The organism is Agromyces sp. 3263 (genome assembly GCF_031456545.1).
GTDB lineage: Bacteria > Actinomycetota > Actinomycetes > Actinomycetales > Microbacteriaceae > Agromyces.
This window is the reverse complement of sequence record NZ_JAVDUV010000001.1, coordinates 2,438,793-2,454,966: the sequence shown is the minus strand read 5'-3', so window position 1 is coordinate 2,454,966 and position 16,174 is coordinate 2,438,793. Positions and strand designations below refer to the sequence as shown.

At 70.3% G+C, this 16,174-nt stretch carries 15 protein-coding genes and 1 pseudogene; 8 read left to right on the top strand and 8 right to left on the bottom strand.

Annotated elements, in window-relative coordinates; translation table 11 throughout:
* Positions 1-50 precede the first annotated feature (50 nt).
* Genes J2X63_RS11265 through J2X63_RS11255 form a run of 3 tightly spaced genes read left to right on the top strand, consistent with a single transcriptional unit; the run spans position 51 to position 3,620 of the window.
* Positions 51-743, top strand: a complete 693-nt coding sequence (locus J2X63_RS11265) for a CDP-alcohol phosphatidyltransferase family protein (RefSeq protein WP_309977078.1) — start codon at positions 51-53, stop codon at positions 741-743.
* Entirely contained in the window at positions 740-2,122 is a 1,383-nt protein-coding gene (locus tag J2X63_RS11260) for an O-antigen ligase domain-containing protein (protein ID WP_309977076.1), read from the top strand. Before J2X63_RS11265 ends, J2X63_RS11260 begins: the two co-directional genes overlap by 4 nt.
* The gene (locus tag J2X63_RS11255; protein ID WP_309977075.1) at positions 2,112-3,620 is read left to right on the top strand and encodes an oligosaccharide flippase family protein; all 1,509 of its coding nucleotides are present in this window, start codon (positions 2,112-2,114) and stop codon (positions 3,618-3,620) included. The genes J2X63_RS11260 and J2X63_RS11255 overlap by 11 nt, the downstream gene beginning before the upstream one ends.
* Before the next feature lie 43 nt (positions 3,621-3,663).
* On the opposite strand, the gene J2X63_RS11250 is transcribed toward J2X63_RS11255, so the two are convergent.
* The 3 genes from J2X63_RS11250 to J2X63_RS11240 are packed head-to-tail and all read right to left on the bottom strand — an operon-like array spanning position 3,664 to position 5,589.
* Positions 3,664-4,227, bottom strand: a complete 564-nt coding sequence (locus J2X63_RS11250) for a glycosyltransferase (protein ID WP_309977073.1) — start codon at positions 4,225-4,227, stop codon at positions 3,664-3,666.
* Positions 4,224-4,673: a UDP-N-acetylglucosamine--LPS N-acetylglucosamine transferase gene (locus J2X63_RS11245; RefSeq protein WP_309977072.1), complete on the bottom strand. Its 450-nt coding sequence runs from the start codon at positions 4,671-4,673 to the stop codon at positions 4,224-4,226. Before J2X63_RS11245 ends, J2X63_RS11250 begins: the two co-directional genes overlap by 4 nt.
* A 1-nt stretch (position 4,674) precedes the next feature.
* Positions 4,675-5,589 carry a glycosyltransferase family 2 protein gene (locus J2X63_RS11240; RefSeq protein WP_309977070.1) on the bottom strand — a complete coding sequence of 305 codons (915 nt, stop codon included), beginning with the start codon at positions 5,587-5,589 and terminating at the stop codon, positions 4,675-4,677.
* A gap of 108 nt (positions 5,590-5,697) precedes the next feature.
* Here J2X63_RS11240 and J2X63_RS11235 point away from each other — a divergent pair, with 108 nt between their 5' ends.
* Positions 5,698-6,801, top strand: coding sequence for a Gfo/Idh/MocA family oxidoreductase (locus J2X63_RS11235; RefSeq protein WP_309977069.1), 1,104 nt, complete (start codon positions 5,698-5,700; stop codon positions 6,799-6,801).
* Positions 6,798-7,679: a hypothetical protein gene (locus tag J2X63_RS11230; protein ID WP_309977067.1), complete on the top strand. Its 882-nt coding sequence runs from the start codon at positions 6,798-6,800 to the stop codon at positions 7,677-7,679. The genes J2X63_RS11235 and J2X63_RS11230 overlap by 4 nt, the downstream gene beginning before the upstream one ends.
* Positions 7,680-7,688: 9 nt before the next feature.
* Here J2X63_RS11230 and J2X63_RS11225 read toward each other — a convergent pair whose 3' ends face one another.
* Positions 7,689-8,537: a Wzz/FepE/Etk N-terminal domain-containing protein gene (locus tag J2X63_RS11225; RefSeq protein ID WP_309977065.1), complete on the bottom strand. Its 849-nt coding sequence runs from the start codon at positions 8,535-8,537 to the stop codon at positions 7,689-7,691.
* Positions 8,538-8,722: 185 nt separating this feature from the next.
* Between J2X63_RS11225 and J2X63_RS11220 the strand changes: the two genes are divergently transcribed.
* Together J2X63_RS11220 and J2X63_RS11215 are read left to right on the top strand one after the other, a co-directional pair.
* The gene (locus J2X63_RS11220; protein ID WP_309977064.1) at positions 8,723-10,279 is read left to right on the top strand and encodes a family 16 glycosylhydrolase; all 1,557 of its coding nucleotides are present in this window, start codon (positions 8,723-8,725) and stop codon (positions 10,277-10,279) included.
* A 98-nt stretch (positions 10,280-10,377) separates the two neighbouring features.
* The gene (locus J2X63_RS11215) at positions 10,378-11,721 is read left to right on the top strand and encodes a hypothetical protein (RefSeq protein ID WP_309977063.1); all 1,344 of its coding nucleotides are present in this window, start codon (positions 10,378-10,380) and stop codon (positions 11,719-11,721) included.
* A gap of 10 nt (positions 11,722-11,731) precedes the next feature.
* Here J2X63_RS11215 and J2X63_RS11210 read toward each other — a convergent pair whose 3' ends face one another.
* The 4 genes and pseudogenes from J2X63_RS11210 to pip form a co-directional block, all read right to left on the bottom strand.
* Complete coding sequence (locus J2X63_RS11210; RefSeq protein WP_309977061.1) at positions 11,732-12,601, bottom strand: alpha-1,2-fucosyltransferase; 870 nt, start codon at positions 12,599-12,601, stop codon at positions 11,732-11,734.
* A 70-nt stretch (positions 12,602-12,671) separates the two neighbouring features.
* Positions 12,672-13,433: an alpha/beta hydrolase gene (locus tag J2X63_RS11205; protein WP_309977059.1), complete on the bottom strand. Its 762-nt coding sequence runs from the start codon at positions 13,431-13,433 to the stop codon at positions 12,672-12,674.
* A gap of 10 nt (positions 13,434-13,443) precedes the next feature.
* On the bottom strand, positions 13,444-14,322 hold the full coding sequence (locus J2X63_RS11200) for a neutral zinc metallopeptidase (protein WP_309977057.1): 879 nt from the start codon (positions 14,320-14,322) through the stop codon (positions 13,444-13,446).
* 264 nt (positions 14,323-14,586) lie between these two features.
* Positions 14,587-15,543 (bottom strand): annotated as a pseudogene (gene pip, locus J2X63_RS11195) (prolyl aminopeptidase); the annotation flags it as partial.
* A 127-nt stretch (positions 15,544-15,670) separates the two neighbouring features.
* Here pip and J2X63_RS11190 point away from each other — a divergent pair.
* Positions 15,671-16,165 carry a DUF427 domain-containing protein gene (locus J2X63_RS11190; RefSeq protein WP_309977055.1) on the top strand — a complete coding sequence of 165 codons (495 nt, stop codon included), beginning with the start codon at positions 15,671-15,673 and terminating at the stop codon, positions 16,163-16,165.
* Positions 16,166-16,174: the final 9 nt, after the last annotated feature.

Genomic DNA, 16,174 nt, shown 5'->3' with positions numbered 1-16,174 from the left:
CGGGACCCCGATTGACCCCTGCAGGCGAACGACGGAACTACCGTGAGGCGGTGAGCCGGCTCGCGGCGGCGCAGAAGCCGGGCGCCGGAGTTCCCGCCTACCTCCGCTGGGTCAATCGGGGCCTCGGACGCCGTGCCGCTGCGGCTGCCTATGTCCTGCGGCTGTCCCCGAACCAGGTGACGCTCCTCAGCGGCATCCTGTCGCTTGCCGGCATGCTCGTGCTGGTGCTCGCGCCGCCCTCGCCGGCGGCGGCGATCGGCGCCTCGGCGCTGCTCCTCGGCGGGTATGCGCTCGACTCCGCCGACGGCCAGCTCGCGCGGCTCACGGGCTCCGGCTCCGTGGCGGGTGAATGGCTCGACCACGTCGTCGATGCCGCGCGATTGCCGCTGTTCCACATCGCCGTCCTGGTCTTCCTCGTGCAAGCCGGTCAGCCACCGGTGTTCGTGTCGACGGCCGCCGCGTTCGCCCTGCTGTCGTCGGTGTGGTTCTTCGCGCAGACCCTGGCGGAGAAGCTGGCACCGGGCGGCGAGGCGCCCCGACCGGATGCCCCGGTCTGGCTGTCCTTCGCGAAACTGCCGTACGACGTGGGAGTGACCTACCTCATCGTCGCGACGTCCGCCTGGATGCCGGTGTTCCTCACCGCGTACGTGGCCCTGTTCCTGTTCACCGCGGGGGTCGCCGCGCTCTCGCTGGTCCGCAAGTACCGAGCGCTCCGCGCCGGAGTCCGGACTCCGGTCGCGTGACCGTCACCGTCGGCAGGTCCGGACGAGCGGCCACGGCCGGCGCCGGCGTCGGCGCTGCCGTGGGCGCGCGCGCCGGCTCGGGCGCGCACGTGGCCGCGACAATGCGACCGGCGACCCGGCGCGAACTGCCTGCCTGGCCCATCCTCATCCTGCTGTGGGGGCTGCCTGCGTGGTGGGCGTTCGGCCTGCTGCCCTTCTACCTGCTGATCGTCTCCGTGCCGATGCTCGCCTACCTCGTCCATCGCGGGCGCGTCGAACTCGTCCCGGGCACCATCCCCTGGCTGGCCTTCGTCGTCTGGATGCTGCCGTGCGCGCTCATGCTCGACTCGCTGGGCCGAGTGCTGGGCTTCGGCATGCGCTTCGCCCAGTTCGCGGGTGTGGCGATCGCGCTCGTCTACCTCATCAACGCCCGCTCGACCCTGACGCCGCGGCGCGTGCTCGCGGGCCTCACCTTCACGTGGTTCTTCATCATCCTGGCCGGATACCTCGGCATCCTCTGGCCCGACGGGATCCTGACGTTCACGGTCGGGCGTCTCCTTCCCGGTGGGATCCTCGACAACGAGTACGTCAACGACCTGGTGTTCCCCAAGTTCTCCGAGGTCCAGGACCCATGGGGCGCCGAGGAACCGTTCGTGCGCCCATCGGCACCCTTCGCATACACGAACGGCTGGGGCGCCGCGCTCGTGATCCTCACGCCCGTGGCGGTGGCCTGGGCGCTCGAGCGCGGCACGGCGCGCGCCCTGCTCCTCGTGCTCTTCGGCGCGGCGCTGGCGGTACCGCCGGCCGTGGCCTCGAGCAATCGTGGCCTGTTCATCGGCGTCGCGGTGGGCCTCGCATACGTCGTCATCCGGTTGCTCCTACGGGGCAAGTGGCTGGCGTTCCTCTGGGTGTGCGTCCTGAGCTCGGGCGTGATGTTCCTGTTGTCGATCTCCGGCGCACTCGAGGCGATCGTCGAGCGGCAGGAGGTCGTCGACACGACGCAGGGGCGGAGCCTGCTCTACGAGGAGACCTTCGCCCGCACGCTGGAGTCGCCGATCCTCGGGTTCGGCGCACCCCGCCCCTCACTGACGAGCGAGATCACCATCGGCACCCAGGGCGCCCTGTGGAACACCATGTTCTGCTTCGGCTTCGTGGGACTCCTCCTCTTCGCCTGGTTCCTCCTCGGCGGCATCGCCCGCACGTGGTCGGCGCCCAACACGGCGACCCTCTGGCTGCACGCCGCCGTGATCAGCGGCACCGTGGTCAGCGCCTTCTACGGACTCGACCGGCACATGCTCAGCCTCTGCCTCATCCTGGGCCTGCTGCTCCGGGAGCGGTACACGCCAGGTTCGAAGCTCTGGGTCCCCAAGCTCGACCATCGGCCACCGCATGCGCGTTGAACGCCTTGCGCGCAGCGGTCTGCTCAGCCTGATCGGATCGGTGGCATCCGCGCTCTCGGCGCTCGTCATCGCGGTCATCATCGGCAACGCGCTCGGCGCCTATGGCACCGGCCTCTTCTTCCAGGCGGTCGGCTTCTTCACCATCGCGAGCCAGGTGCTCCGGCTCGGGACCAACAGCAGCCTGGTACGGACGATCTCCGAACACCAGGCGTTCGAGCGTCGCGGCGAGACCTGGCGCGTCGTCGTCATCGCCGTCATCCCCGTCGCCGTTCTGGGGATCATCGCCGGTGCGCTCGTGTGGGTGTGTTCGGAGCCACTCGCGAACTGGCTCGCCTCGCCGGGCGAGAGCGCCCAGCTGCGGCCGTTCCTGGAGTTGATGGCGCCGTTCATCAGCGTGGGCGCGCTGCTCGCCGTGCTCCAGATCGCCTCCCGCATGGTCAACGGCATCTCGGCGTACACGCTCGTCCATACGATCATCTACCCCGCCGTGCGACTCATCGCCGTGGGCGTGGTCGTGTACGCCGCGGGCACCGCGTTCACCGCGTTCGGCGCCTGGCTCGCGGTCATCCCGCTCTGGGTGCTCGTGAGCGTCGGACTGCTCGTGTCGCCCCTGCGCCAGGACTGGCGACAGCGCGCCCAGGCGGTGGAGCCGCTCGGCGAAGCGAGTGGCAGGTTCTGGCGCTTCAGCGCGACGAGGGCGGTCGGCGGTTCGCTCGAGATCCTCCTCGAATGGACGGACGTGCTCATCGTCGCGGCCATCGCCTCGCCAGGCGAGGCGGGCATCTACGCGGTGGTCACCCGCACGGTACGGGCGGGCCAGGTCGTCGACCGGGCGATGCGCCTCGCGGTGAGCCCTCGCATCTCGCGACACCTGGCGAAGGGGGAGCTCGCGGAGACCCGGGAGCTGCACACGACCGTGACCCGGGCGATGATCCTCGTCAGCTGGCCCTACTACCTGACGCTCGCCATCATGGGGCCGTCGGTGCTCCTGGTGTTCGGCGCGGAGTTCGAGGGCGGCGCCGTGCCACTGCTCATCCTGAGTCTCACCATGCTCGTCACGTCCAGCGCGGGCATGTTGCAGAGCATCATCCTGCAGGGCGGCAGGAGCTCATGGCAGGTGCTCAACAAGTCGATCGTCCTGACCACCAGCGTCGCGCTCAACCTGGCCCTCGTGCCGATCGTGGGCATCATCGGCGCCGCGATCACCTGGGCCGTCGTCGGCCTCACCGATACCGGCATCGCCGCGTGGCAGGTGCACCGCAGGATGGGCGTGTGGTTGCGACCGCGTCCGTTGCTCCCGGCGATGCTCATCGCGAGCGGGGTCTTCGGAGTCGGCATGGGCATCGTCCGCCTGACGCTCGGCACGTCGCTCGGCGCGCTGGTCGTCGGGCTCGCGGTCGTCGGCCTGGCGTACGCCGGCGCCCTCTGGATGCTCCGCCGCCGGCTGGGCATCGTCGCCCTCTGGAGGGAATTCCCGCTGCTCGGTCGCTTCGCCTGATCGGCCCGGCTCGGCAGGTCAGCGCTTGGCGCGGTCGGCGCACTCAGCGACCGAAGAGGATGCCGCGGACCGAGCGGCCGAGCCGTGCGACCCTCGCCGGCACGGGCAGTCGCTCGGGCAGCGTTCCGAGCACGGATGCCGCGGCCACCACCCCTGGCGTCGGCTCGGACCGTGGCGCCGACGTGGCGATGCTGCCGTCCAGCATCCCGTCGAGGCAGGACCAGAGCTGCTCACGCGTGATCGCCCGATGCACCGTGCCGAGCCGCTCGGCCCGTTCGGTGAAGATCAGTTGGTGCTCGTCCACGACCTCGGCGTCGACGGGGACCCGTGGAACCACGATAGGGACGCGGCCGATGGCCCGCATGTCCATGACGCCCCCGGCGCCGCCCTGCAGCACGATGGCGTCGGCGGTCCGGCACCGATCGAGCAGCTCGCCGTACGGGAGCACGTCGTGGTTCTCGGCACCCGGGAGCGGATGGCTGGGACCGTGCTGCATGATCACGTGCACCTCGGGGTGCTCGGCGACCCACGGCGTCATCCAGTCGACAAGCCGCTGGAACGGCAGGTGGTAGCTCCCCGCGCTCACGACCACGGTCCTGGCACTCACAGCACGACTCCGATGTCGCGGGCCTCGGGATAGACCGACTGCAGCGACGCCCACTGCACGAGGAAGGCGTCGGAGAACGGGTAGACGAGTCGGCCGCTCAGCGATGGCGTGGTGATGCGGTCGACGGGCTCGAGGAACGCGGTGCGAGCGCCGTAGTGGTGCGCCTGCGTGAAGAACGGAAGGGCGATCGCCGCCCCGGTGCTGAAGACGAGGTCCGGTCGCACCTCGCGGAGCACGCGGCGCGCCAGGCGGAAGTTCCGAAGGAGGTTGGGGAGGTTCCGCACGGTCGGGTAATGCGCCTCCACGACGTGCTCGCCGACGAGGCGGGATCGGGCGTCCTCGGTGGGCAGGGTGACCCACGATCGCTCGTGCTGAGCCCACCAGTCCCTGAGCGCGAGCGCCTGGGTCAGGTGACCTCCCGACGAGCAGACGATGAGCACCCGCATCTCAGATGCCCTTCCCGAACCGCTGGACGATCCGGGTCACCTGCTCGGTGGTGAGCACCCGCGCGGCGATGAGCATGGCGAGTGCGGCCTTGACCTGCGTCGGGGAGTGGGCGAGCGAACGCCTCGCCCATCGGAGCCCGTCCTCTCGCTGCCCCGCCGAGACGCGCGCGAATGCGATCTGCGATTCGATCCGCCCGACGGCCCTCCGGTGCTCCGCGAAGTCGGGATGCTTCGCGAGGAGGTACTCCAGGGCGTCCGCGTAGTCCTTCCACCGCCCGAAGAAGTACGACTGTCCCTGCCAGGTCACGGTGACGAACGGCTCGTCGACGACGACGACCTCGCCCAGCGCGGTCGCGCGCAGGAGGAGGTCGTAGTCCTCGCCATAGCTGCGGGGCAGCGCCTCGTCGATGAGCCCCAGGTCGCCCATGAGCGCGGAACGGCGCACGACGAAGCTGCTGGAGTGCAGGCCGGGGAGCCGGTCATGCAACAGCATCGTGTGGTCGACGAGGGTGGAGCCGACCAGGCGTTCGTGCGTCCGCTCACCGTCGTCGACGATCATCGCGGTACCGACGAGCACGGCCGCGGGGTGACGCGCGAACGCCTCGGCCTGCACGGTGAGCTTGCCGGGCATCCAGGCGTCGTCGTCGTCGAGGAACGCGACGAGCTCATGCGATGCCCCCGTGATGCCGGTGTTCCGCGCACCGGCGAGGCCGCGGACGCGCTCGTTGACCACGCCGTGGAGGGTGCGCCCCTCCGGGATGTCCACGTCGGGCAGCACCGGGTCGCACGCATCGAACACGACGATGACCTCGATCGGTCCGTCATATTCCTGCGCCAGAATACTTTCGACCGCCCGCCGCATCATGTCGGGACGATTGTGAGTGGGGACGACAGCAGTGATCGGGGGCGAGCTCATGCCACCTCCCTGCCACTCGTTGAAGGGGTGCCTGCATCCTATCGGCGGGATGCCCGGCGCAGATAGGATGAGGCCAGAGACATCCGTGCGCGGCATCCGGGAGGTCCGATGGTCAGGATCGGGGTCGTCGGCGCAGGGAAGATGGGCCTCTCGCACCTGTCGATCTTGGGGGCGCACCCGTCGGTCGAGGTCGCCGGCGTGTGCGACTCGATGGGCTACCTGCTCGACGTGCTCGAGAAGTACACCGGCGTGGCGAAGTACACCGACGCGCAGCGCATGCTCGACACCGCAGACCTCGACGGAGTGCTCATCGCGACGCCGTCGGCCTCGCATGTCGACCTCGTGGGTGCGGCGCTCGACCGCGGGATCCACGTGTTCTGCGAGAAGCCGCTCTCGCTGAGCGCGGCCGACTCCATGCGCCTCGCGGAGCGAGCCGCCGAACTCGGCCTCGTCAGCCAGGTCGGCTACCACAACCGGTTCGTCGGCACCTTCGGCGAGGTGAAGCGGCTGCTCGACGCCGGCGCCATCGGCCAGGTCAGTCATGCGCTGGCCGAGGCCTACGGGCCGGTGGTCCTCCGCCCCAAGGGCGAGACCTGGCGCAGCCGGCGTTCGGCCGGTGGCGGAGCGCTCTACGACTATGCGGCGCATCCGCTCGACCTGCTGGGCTGGTACCTCGGCGAGCCCGACTCCGTGACCGGTGCGGTGCTCGGCCGGGTGTTCTCGGCCGAGACCGACGACGAGATCTACGGCACCCTCGGATACGCGAGCGGTGCGAGCGCGCAGTTGTCGGTGAACTGGTCGGATGAGTCGTACCGCAAGATGACCACGCGAGTCACCCTGTGGGGCGACCACGGCAAGATCCTCGCCGATCGCCAGGAGATCCAGGTGTTCCTTCGCGACACCGCGTCGGTGCCCGACGGGTACCGGCGAGGCTGGACCGTGGCGAACACGACGGCCCTGACGCCGCCGGTGGGCTTCTACCTGCGGGGCGAGGAGTACAGCGCCGAGCTCGACCACTTCGTGCGCTCGGTCGAACGAGCGAAGCGCGGCGAGACGTGGGACCCGGTCAACGACTTCACCAGCGCGGCCGTGACCGACGTGGTGATCGAGCGCTTCCTGCACCCCGACGACGCCAGCGCGAAGGTCGTCGAGCCGCAGGCGCACGGATGGCGAGCGGCACGGGCGGCTCGCAGGTCGGAGCGGCACGCATGAAGCTCGATCGGCTCCTCTTCGGCGACAACCAGTTCTTCGGCGTGAACCACATGTCCGAGGAGCGGGCCCGCCAGAGCGCCATGCGGTTCCAGGACACGGGCGCGATCATCGAGGTGATCGACAGTGCCTACGCGGCCGGCGTACGTTCGTTCATGTGCACGACGCACGAGCGCATCGCCGAGGTCGCGGAGCACGTGCGCGCGCATCCCGACCGGTATGACGGCTTCACGTTCCTGCCGTGCATGCCGTATGCGCACAAGTACGCCAACGCCGTCACCGAGCACGGCATGCTGGGCGCCCTCCGTCACTTCCTTCCCGACGAGGGCTACCTCAACGCGGCGATGCGCGGCGGGCGGGCGTTCGCCGGCAAGGACGTCGAGGGCCTCGTGACGCTCCTCGTGGATTCCGAGATGAAGATGTTCCGGGGGCTCTCGACGCCGGTCGTGTTCCTGCAGAATGTCGTCGTCGACCTCCTGCTGGGGCTGCGCTTCGACGCGGCGTTCTCCATCTTCGCCGACCACGTGCGTTCCCGATACGGTGCGGAGCCGGGGTTCATCACGATGAACCTGCCGCTCGCGCTCGAGACCCTCGAGCGCGCCGGGATCGAGAACCCCATCGTGTGCTCGAACATGAACAAGCTGTCGTTCCGGGTGTCGGGCGGCACAGCCGCCTACGACGAGGTGCTGGCGACGCGTCGATTCCGGCCGATCGCGATGTCGGTCTTCGCGTCGGGCGCGATCCCGGCGCGAGAGGCGCTCGAGTGGGTGCATGCCCGGCCCCAGATCGAGTCGATCGTGTTCGGGGCGTCGTCGCGCCAGCACATCGAGGCGACTGTCGACATCGTCGAGGAGCTGTGGGGCGAGACGGTCGCGCGCTGAGCGCCGTCGTCAGGAGGAGGAACCCGGGCCCGCCGGTGCCACGTCGCGCACGCCGGCGCTCGCCGGGCTTCCGAGGTCGACCGCCGCTGCATCGTCGGCCGTCCGGGGCTCGGCCCGCTCCAACCCGACGTCCTCCGCCGCTCGCTCGCCACGGCGGGCGAGCCGGTCCCTGATCAGCGCCACGAAGGCGCCGAGAAACAGGCCGAGGAAGAATCCGGCCGCCACGAAGACATAGAGCTTCGGCTTATCCGTGTCGGTCGGCGCGACGGCCGGGTCGATGAGTGCGCCCGCGTCGAAGGAGGTGGCGATCAGCACCGCGCGCTGGTCCTGCAGCGCCTGCACCTGGCTCTCGAGCGAGATGCGCCTGGGGTCGTCGGGGGCGAGGCCGGCGGCCTGCGCGGCGAGTTCGTCGGCGGTCGAGGTCAAGGTCGCGGACGCCTCGGTGATGCGCTCCTCGACGGCCGCCGTGCGCTGTTCCAGGTAGGCCTCCGCGATGGCGTTCGCCTGCTCGGCCGCGGCCTCGGCCGACGGCGCGGTGACGATGAACTCGAGCACCTGCGAGCCACGTGGCACATTCACCTGCAGGGCGCCCCGCAGCTGGGCGACCGACACGTCGTCGACGTTCTCCGCGGCGATGGAGAGCACCTCGGTCGACCGGGCGACGAGCCGCTGGGTCTCCATGTTGACGTCCTGGGTCTGCTCGCCGATGGTGATCGACTCGACCGTGACCGATGCGGTGGCGGTGTACCGGTCGGGCCAGAGGAGGCCGAGCGCGAGCCCGAGGAGCGTCATCAGTATCGTCACGCCGACAAGCCATCGCCAGCGTCGCGCGATGCTGTGAAAGACGTCGTCGAGCATGCGGCCCCCTCGCCATCCGGATGAGTCATCGTAACGTGGCCCCGACGCGGAACCGGTGGAGGCGGGGCCGCAACCGCTCCCACCATCTTCCCGACGGATTCTCAGTTTAGTTTGGCGATCGAGAACCGTGCCCTTACAGTGGGCGTCTGATTCGTGACCAAGTCGAGATGTTAGGTTCCCCAATTTTGCTCAAGGCCAAGCCCCCGCTGACCCCACCGAACAAAACCCCCAACCGCAGATCCCTCACCCGCGTCGCCATCGGCGGCGCCATCGCAGCCGCGCTCGCCATCAGCACGATGGGCGCCGCGGCCATCGCGACGGACGCCACGGCGTCGGCCGCCGATTCCCAGGCCACCGTCCTCCCCTTCGCAAGCTCCGGGTGGTCGTACTACCGGGGCTCCACCGCCCCCGCCTCGTCCTGGACCAGCGGCTCCACGTCGTGGTCGACCGGCACGGCGCCGCTCGGGTTCGGCCTGAACCCCGGCCAGCTCGGCACGCAGCTGGAGCAGGGCAGCCCTGCACCGCTCGCGAGCTACTTCGCGCGTGGCTTCTCGCTCGCGGCAGTGCCCGCGTCGGGCCTGACCCTGCAGACGTGGGCCGACGACGGCGTCGTCGTCTACGTCAACGGCGTCGAGGCGGTTCGCCGCAACATGCCCGCCGGGGCGATCGGCCCGGGCACGTACGCGACGTCGGCTCCGCAGAGCACGGCGGCGCGAGCCGACCTGATCACCGTGCAGGTGCCCGCATCGTCGCTTCGCGCCGGTGCGAACGTGATCGCCGCCGAGGTGCACTCGAACTGGCGCAAGACGTACAACACGAGCTTCGACGCGGCGCTCACCTACACCGTGCCGTCCGAAGCGGACGCGCCGACTCCGCCGGCTCCAGGCACGGGCTCGGACAGCGGCGAGATCGCCGGATGGGGCGCCCCCACCTGGCGCGACGAGTTCACGTTCAAGAACTCCAGCGGCCAGCCGGCCATCGACCCGACGAAGTGGAACGTCCGTGACCGCTCGGACCTCGGGCTCCTGCAGGACGCGGCTGAGCCCGAGTCCAGCCAGGTGAGCGTCGACGCCGCCGGCATCGCACACCTCAAGGCCGACTGGCTCGACCAGCCGTTCAGCCGACCGGCCGGCCAGGCCGGCGTGCCGACCATCACCCACAAGACCGGTTACATGGACCAGCGCAAGCTGCAGTCCGACGACATGTCGTACTCGCAGCAGTACGGCCGCTGGGAGATCCGCGCCAAGACGCCGACCGGGCCCAAGACCTTCGGGTCGCTGGCCGCGTTCTGGCTCCGCAACAGCCAGAGCGGCGAGATCGACATCATGGAGGCGTGGGGCTACAACGAGACGGCGGCCCCCGGCGGTCAGCGCATCGACACCGCGACGACCACGGTGCACACGCAGACGTCGGGCTCGGGCAACCAGAAGTACTACTGGACCCACGCCGACTTCGGCGCGGCCACTCCCGTGTGGGATGACTTCCACACGTACGCATTCGAGTTCACGCCCACCTACGCGGCGATCATCGTCGACGGCAAGCAGCTCACCCGAGTGACGCCGGCCACGCACCCGAACCTGTGGAACCCGTCGTTCTTCGGTTCGCCCCTGCACGTGCGACTGAACCTGCACGTCGGCCCGTCGGCGACGTACTGGGGCCTGCCCGACCCGAACAACAAGTCGTGGACGCAGCCGCTGGACTACCAGGTGGACTACGTCCGGATCTGGAAGTACCAGGGCTGATCCGAGCCCCTGAATGACCGATCGGCCGGTGAGCACCCCTGTGTGCTCACCGGCCGATTGCTAGGATCAGGCATCCCAGCGCGACGGAGGGAAACCGCATGTCGGGCGCATTCGCACGAGGCGTGTTCGAGTTCAAGACGAAGATCGCGCAGCGGCCCGACCGCGCCCACGCCCGCGTGATGCGGCAGGCGGAGCGACTCCCGGGCGAGGTCCTCGCCGCTCGGGCTTCCGAGCGTGCGATCGCGCTGGCGGGGCACGCCTTCTGCACGACGGCCTTCTACCGCGAACTCTACGGTGATGCCGGTTTCACCGAGCGCGATTTCGAGGATGCCTCGAACTTCGCGCACCTGCCCGTGCTGGAGAAGGACGGGCTTCGCGATGCGGGCGATGCGCTTCGCTCCTCGACCGCCCCGCCGAAGCTGCTGCAATCGACGACCGGGGGCAGCACCGGCCGGCCCCTGGTCGTCTGGCAGGATCCCCGCACGCCTGCGGCGTCGCTCTGGTGGCGCGCGAACCGCTGGTGGGGGATACATCCCGCCGACGATTCCGCCTCCGTCTACCGCCGTTCACGGACCCCTGGTCAGGAGGTGGTGCACCGGCTGGAATGGTGGCCCACGCGGCAGATCCTCCTCGACGCGCGAGCCATGGACGACGCGTCGATGCGCTCCTTCACGAGGCTGTGGCAGCGGGTCCGGCCCGCACTCTTCACGGGCTACGTCGACGGCCTCCACGAATTCGCGCAGTTCATCACGAGGGCGGGCCTCGACCTGGCCCCGCCGCGGGCCATCGCCTCCACGGCGTCGGTGCTGACGCCGTCGAAGCGCGCGTTCATCGAGTCCTGCCTGGCCGCTCCGGTCTTCGACTGCTACCGCAGCGCCGAGGTTCCCTGGATCGCCGCGCAGTGCGCGAAGCGCGACGGGCTGCACGTGTTCGGCGACGTCCGGATCGCGGAGGTGGTGGATCAGTCGGGTGAAGCCGCCCCCGAGGGAGTCGAGGGCGACGTCCTCGTCACCGACCTGCTCAATTCGGCCTTCCCGATCATCCGCTACCGGATCGGCGATCGATCGGCGATGCGCTCGGGGCAGTGCGCATGCGGCATGACCCTCCCCCGCATCGATCCCATCCAGGGGCGGATCGTCGACGTGCTGCGGACGCCCGACGGCACCATGGTGACCGGCGGGCTGAGCACCCTCTTCAACGATCGTCCGACGGCGGTCACCCAGTTCCAGTTGCACCAGCACGCCGACTACGCGGTGACCCTCCGCTACGTGCCCGGGGACTCCGGCGAGGTCGCGGCCGCGGCGGCCGAGGAGGTCGCCGAGCGGGTGCGCCGGATGCTCCGTGGCGACGTCGTGGTGCGCCTCGAGCCGGTGGACCGGATCGAGCACCTCGGCGGCAAGGCCAGGCTCGTCACGAGCGACCTCACGTCCAACGCGCCGTAACCGGCACGGATCACAGCCGCACCCAGCTCTCGGGCACGAGCTCGCTCGCATCGCTGTGCCCGTCGGCGAACCAGGCGACGGGCGCGATCACCGGATGCTGCGGGGTGCTCGCCGCGCCGAGCCATCCGCCCCACCAACTGAAGCTGCTGTTGGCGATGATGCGCGTCGAGCACGCGGCCATGAGTGCGATCTCGCCGCCGTCGCGCACGATCGCGTCGGCGGGGCAGAGGCGGTCGCCGTCGCGTGCGAGGTGGTCGCGCACCCAGTCGAGGTCGTCGCTGAACCAGACGCGGTTGACGTGCCCGAGCGCTTCGGCGTGCGCGAGTGCCGCGCCGTAGTACGCCGCGCCCAGCACGCCGTGCCGCGCGTTGGCCGCCTGGAGGTAGTCGCCCCGGCGCACGTGCACCGCGACGCTGTGGGGGTCGTCGCGGAGCGTCGTGGCGAGCGCCCTTCCACGGTCGGTCAGCATGCCCTCGAGCAGCCGTCGGACCTCTGCCCGCACCTGGTCGGCTGACGCCTCGAAGTAGTGCCGGGACTGGAAGTAGCCGAGCAGGTAGCTCGTGCGATCGAGCCGCTCGTCGACCGACGGGTCGAATCCCGAGCGCCGTTGTCGCACGAGGCGCAGGCTCGACCGGTCCGACAGGAGCCCTGCCTTCGCGGCGACCGCGAGTGCGAGGCCCACGGGGCGGGCGAGGCGCGCGGCGCTCGGCACGATCGGCCCGAGTTCGAACGGTCGATCGCCTCCGAGGCGCGTGAGGTCGAAGACCACCCGTCGACCACGCGCCGCGAGATCCGTGGCGTAGGCCCACTGGAAGAGCTGGTTGCCGATGCCGCCCTGCAGGCCGAGCACGATGTCACGGGAACGGATGCGCCACACCATCGAACTCCGCCCTCGTCGACGTTTCGTGGCGCCAGCCTACCGACTCGCGATCCGGATCACGGGTCGCGCCTCACGACGACGGCTGCCCGAGGAATTCCGCGACCGCGGCGGTGATCCCGTCGCGGGTCTCCTCGTCGGACGCCGTCGCCGCGCCGTCACCGGGCTGCGGCCCGTAGTCGCCGAACGCGGCGTGGTTCGCGCCCTCGAGCAGCACCGACACGGTGTCGGGCGGCAGCAGGCCCGCCGACGCCTCGACCTTGGCCGGCGTCGACAGCCCGTCGTTCTCGCCGACGAGCGAGAGCACGCGCAGGTCGGTGTCCGAGAGGTCGTTCGCGCAGTAGCTGCCGAACAGCACGAGCCCGACCACCTCGGGGTCGGCCGCGGCATCCGTGCCCGCCTCGGCGAGCTGGCAGGCGCGCACGCCGCCGAGCGAGTGCCCGCCCACGTACCACTGCGACACGCCGGGCGCCTCGGACGTGAACGTCGAGAGCGGCCGCTGGTCGAAGAACGCGAGGTTCAGCGTGGGCTCGGTGATCACCACGGTGACGCCGGTCTCGGCGACGATCCCGCTGAGCTTCCAGAGGTAGGCCGACGGGTCGACGCGGGCACCGGGGATGAACACGAGGCCGACGTCGCTGCCGCCGTCGGCCGGCTCGATCACGAACGACGAGTCGGTGTGCCGGATCGTGACCTCGGAATCGGTCCACGCCTTCAGCGACTCGGGGCGCTCCCCCGCGAACACCGTGTGCGCCCAGACGAGGAACACCACCACGGCGAGCGCGAGCACCGCCGCCACCCAGAGCGCGATGCGCCCGATGCGGCGGGCTATCACGGCCGCGCCCTCACAGTTGGGAGCCGTCGATGGAGAACGTGTCGCAGGCGCCCGCGCCCTGCTCGTAGCCCGTCTCGAACCAGTTCACGCGCTGCTCGCTCGTGCCGTGCGTGAACGAGTGCGGGTTCACCTGGCCCTGGGTGGCCTCCTGGATGCGGTCGTCGCCGACCGCCGCGGCCGCGTCGATCGCCTGTGCGTACTGGTCGCGCGTGATCGGCTGGAGGAACGGCACTCCGTTCTCGTCGACGGTCTGCGAGGCGGCAGCCGCCCAGGATCCCGCGAAGCAGTCGGCCTGCAGCTCCGTGCGCACCGAGTTCGAGGTGGGTCCGGTGTCTCCGTCCTGTGCGCGCTCGAGGATGCCCGCGAGGTTCTGGATGTGGTGCCCCCACTCGTGCGCCACCACGTACATCTCGGCGAGGGGGCCGCCCTCGGCGCCGAACTGGCTCTCGAGCTGGTCGTAGAAGCTCGTGTCGATGTAGATGGTCTGGTCGGGCGGGCAGTAGAACGGCCCGGTCGCCGACGACGCGTTGCCGCAGCCCGTTCCCGTCGCCTCGGTGAAGAGCACGATGGGCTGCGGGCTGACGTAGTCGAGGCCCACGTTCGGCGCCTCCTCCTGCCAGTAGGCGTCGAGCGATGCCGCGGCGCCCTTCATGCGGCAGTCGATGCGCTCGTTCGCGTCCTGTCCGGTCTGGCATTCGGTGAGCGCCGAATCGCTGGCGGCCGGGTCGCCGCCACCGCCGCCCACCAGTCCCGTGAGGTCCACGCCGAGGAACTGCGAGAGCACGAAGAGGGCGATCACGCCGAGGCCGCCGCCGACCGCGATGCCCGTGTTGCGGCCGCGCCGGGAGACCCGGCCGCCGCCGATGTCGGAGTTCGGGTTGAACGTCATGCTCAGAAACTACCCCGCTGGGTGTCCGGGCCCCCATTCGCGGCGTTCCTCGCCCGACGGGTTGACATCGGGCTCGGATGCCGCGTCGTCATCCTCATCGTCGTCATCGTCGTGGTCATCGCGATCGTCGTCGCGCGCTTCGTCGTCATCATCGTCGTCGTCGTCGTCGTCGTCGTGATCGTCGTCGGCGTGATCGTCATCGGCGTCATCGTCGGTGCCGCGGTCGTCGTCGCCCGGGTCGCCGTCGCGCGCCACGTCCTCGGGGCTCCGCCCGAACCGGTCGGTCGCCCGGATCAGCGCGTCGAGGATCCCGGGCTCGTCGAACGCGTGCCCGGCGTCGCCGATCATGTGGAACTCCGCCTCCGGCCAGGCCCGGTGCAGGTCCCACGCGGTCATTGGCGGCGTGCACATGTCGTACCTGCCCTGCACGATCACCGCGGGGATCCCGGCGAGCCGCGGGGCATCGCGGATGAGCTGCCCCTCGTCCCACCAGCCGCCGTGGCGGAAGTAGTGGTTCTCGATGCGCGAGAACGCGACGGCGTACTCGGGGTCCGTGAATCGCGCGATGGTGTCGGCCTGCGGCAGCAGCGTGATCGTCGACCCCTCCCACTTCGCCCAGGCGATCGCGGCGGGCTCGTGCACCTCGGGATCAGGATCGGCCAGCAGGCGCGCATAGGCGTCGATGAGGTGGGTGCGCTCGAGCACGGGCACCGGCGCGATGAAGTCCTCCCACAGGTCGGGGAACACCGCGGAGGCGCCGCCCTCGTAGAACCAGTCCAGCTCCTGTCGTCGCAGGGTGAAGATCCCGCGCAGCACGATCTCGGTCACGCGCTCGGGGTGCGTCTGCGCGTAGGCGAGCGCGAGGGCGCTGCCCCACGATCCCCCGAAGACCTGCCACCGGTCGATGCCGAGGTGGTGGCGCAGCCGTTCCATGTCGGCGACGAGGTGCCACGAGGTGTTCGCCGAGAGGTCGGCGGCGGGTTCGGAGGCGTGCGGGATCGACAGTCCGCATCCGCGCTGGTCGAAGAGCACGATCCGGTACCGCTCCGGATCGAACAGCCGGCGGTGCACCGAGCTGGTGCCCGCGCCCGGTCCGCCGTGCAGGAAGACCACCGGCTTGCCCTCGCGGTTGCCCGACACCTCCCAGTAGATGTGCTGGCCGTCCCCCACGTCGAGCATGCCCGTCTCGAGCGGCTCGATCTCCGGATACAGGTCTCTCATGACCTCACGGTACGCGACGAGCCGATGCCGCGGTCGGATGCCGCGCCGCGCCGTTGTCCGGTTCGGCAGACACCCTTCCAGCGTCGATCCGATGCCCGCTCACAGGATGAAGGCCTAGCCTCCGGCAATGCAGCCAGTACCGGAGCCGATCCGTCCGGGCCAGGAGTCCGTCTGGGATTATCCTCGGCCGCCGCGCGTCGAGGGGGTCGACGTGCGGGTCACGATCGACCTGGGCGGCGAACGCGTGGTCGACACGCGCGACGTCGTGCGGGTGCTCGAGACGAGTCATCCGCCGGTCTACTACCTGCCGATCGGCGCCTTCGTCCCGTTCTCGCTCACGCCCGCGCACGGCTCCTCGTTCTGCGAGTTCAAGGGCGCCGCCCGCTACCTCGACGTGCGGGGCGGCGCCAGGGTCGCCGAGCGCGCGGCGTGGAACTACCCGTCGCCCGAGGCGGGCTACGAGGTCCTCGCCGAGCGCGTCGCCGTCTACGCGGGCCTGGTCGACGAGTGCACCGTGGGCGGCGAACGCGTGACCCCGCAGCCTGGGCACTTCTACGGCGGCTGGATCACGTCGGCCATCGCCGGCCCGTTCAAGGGCGCCGCCGGATCGCTCGGCTGGTGATCGCGTCGG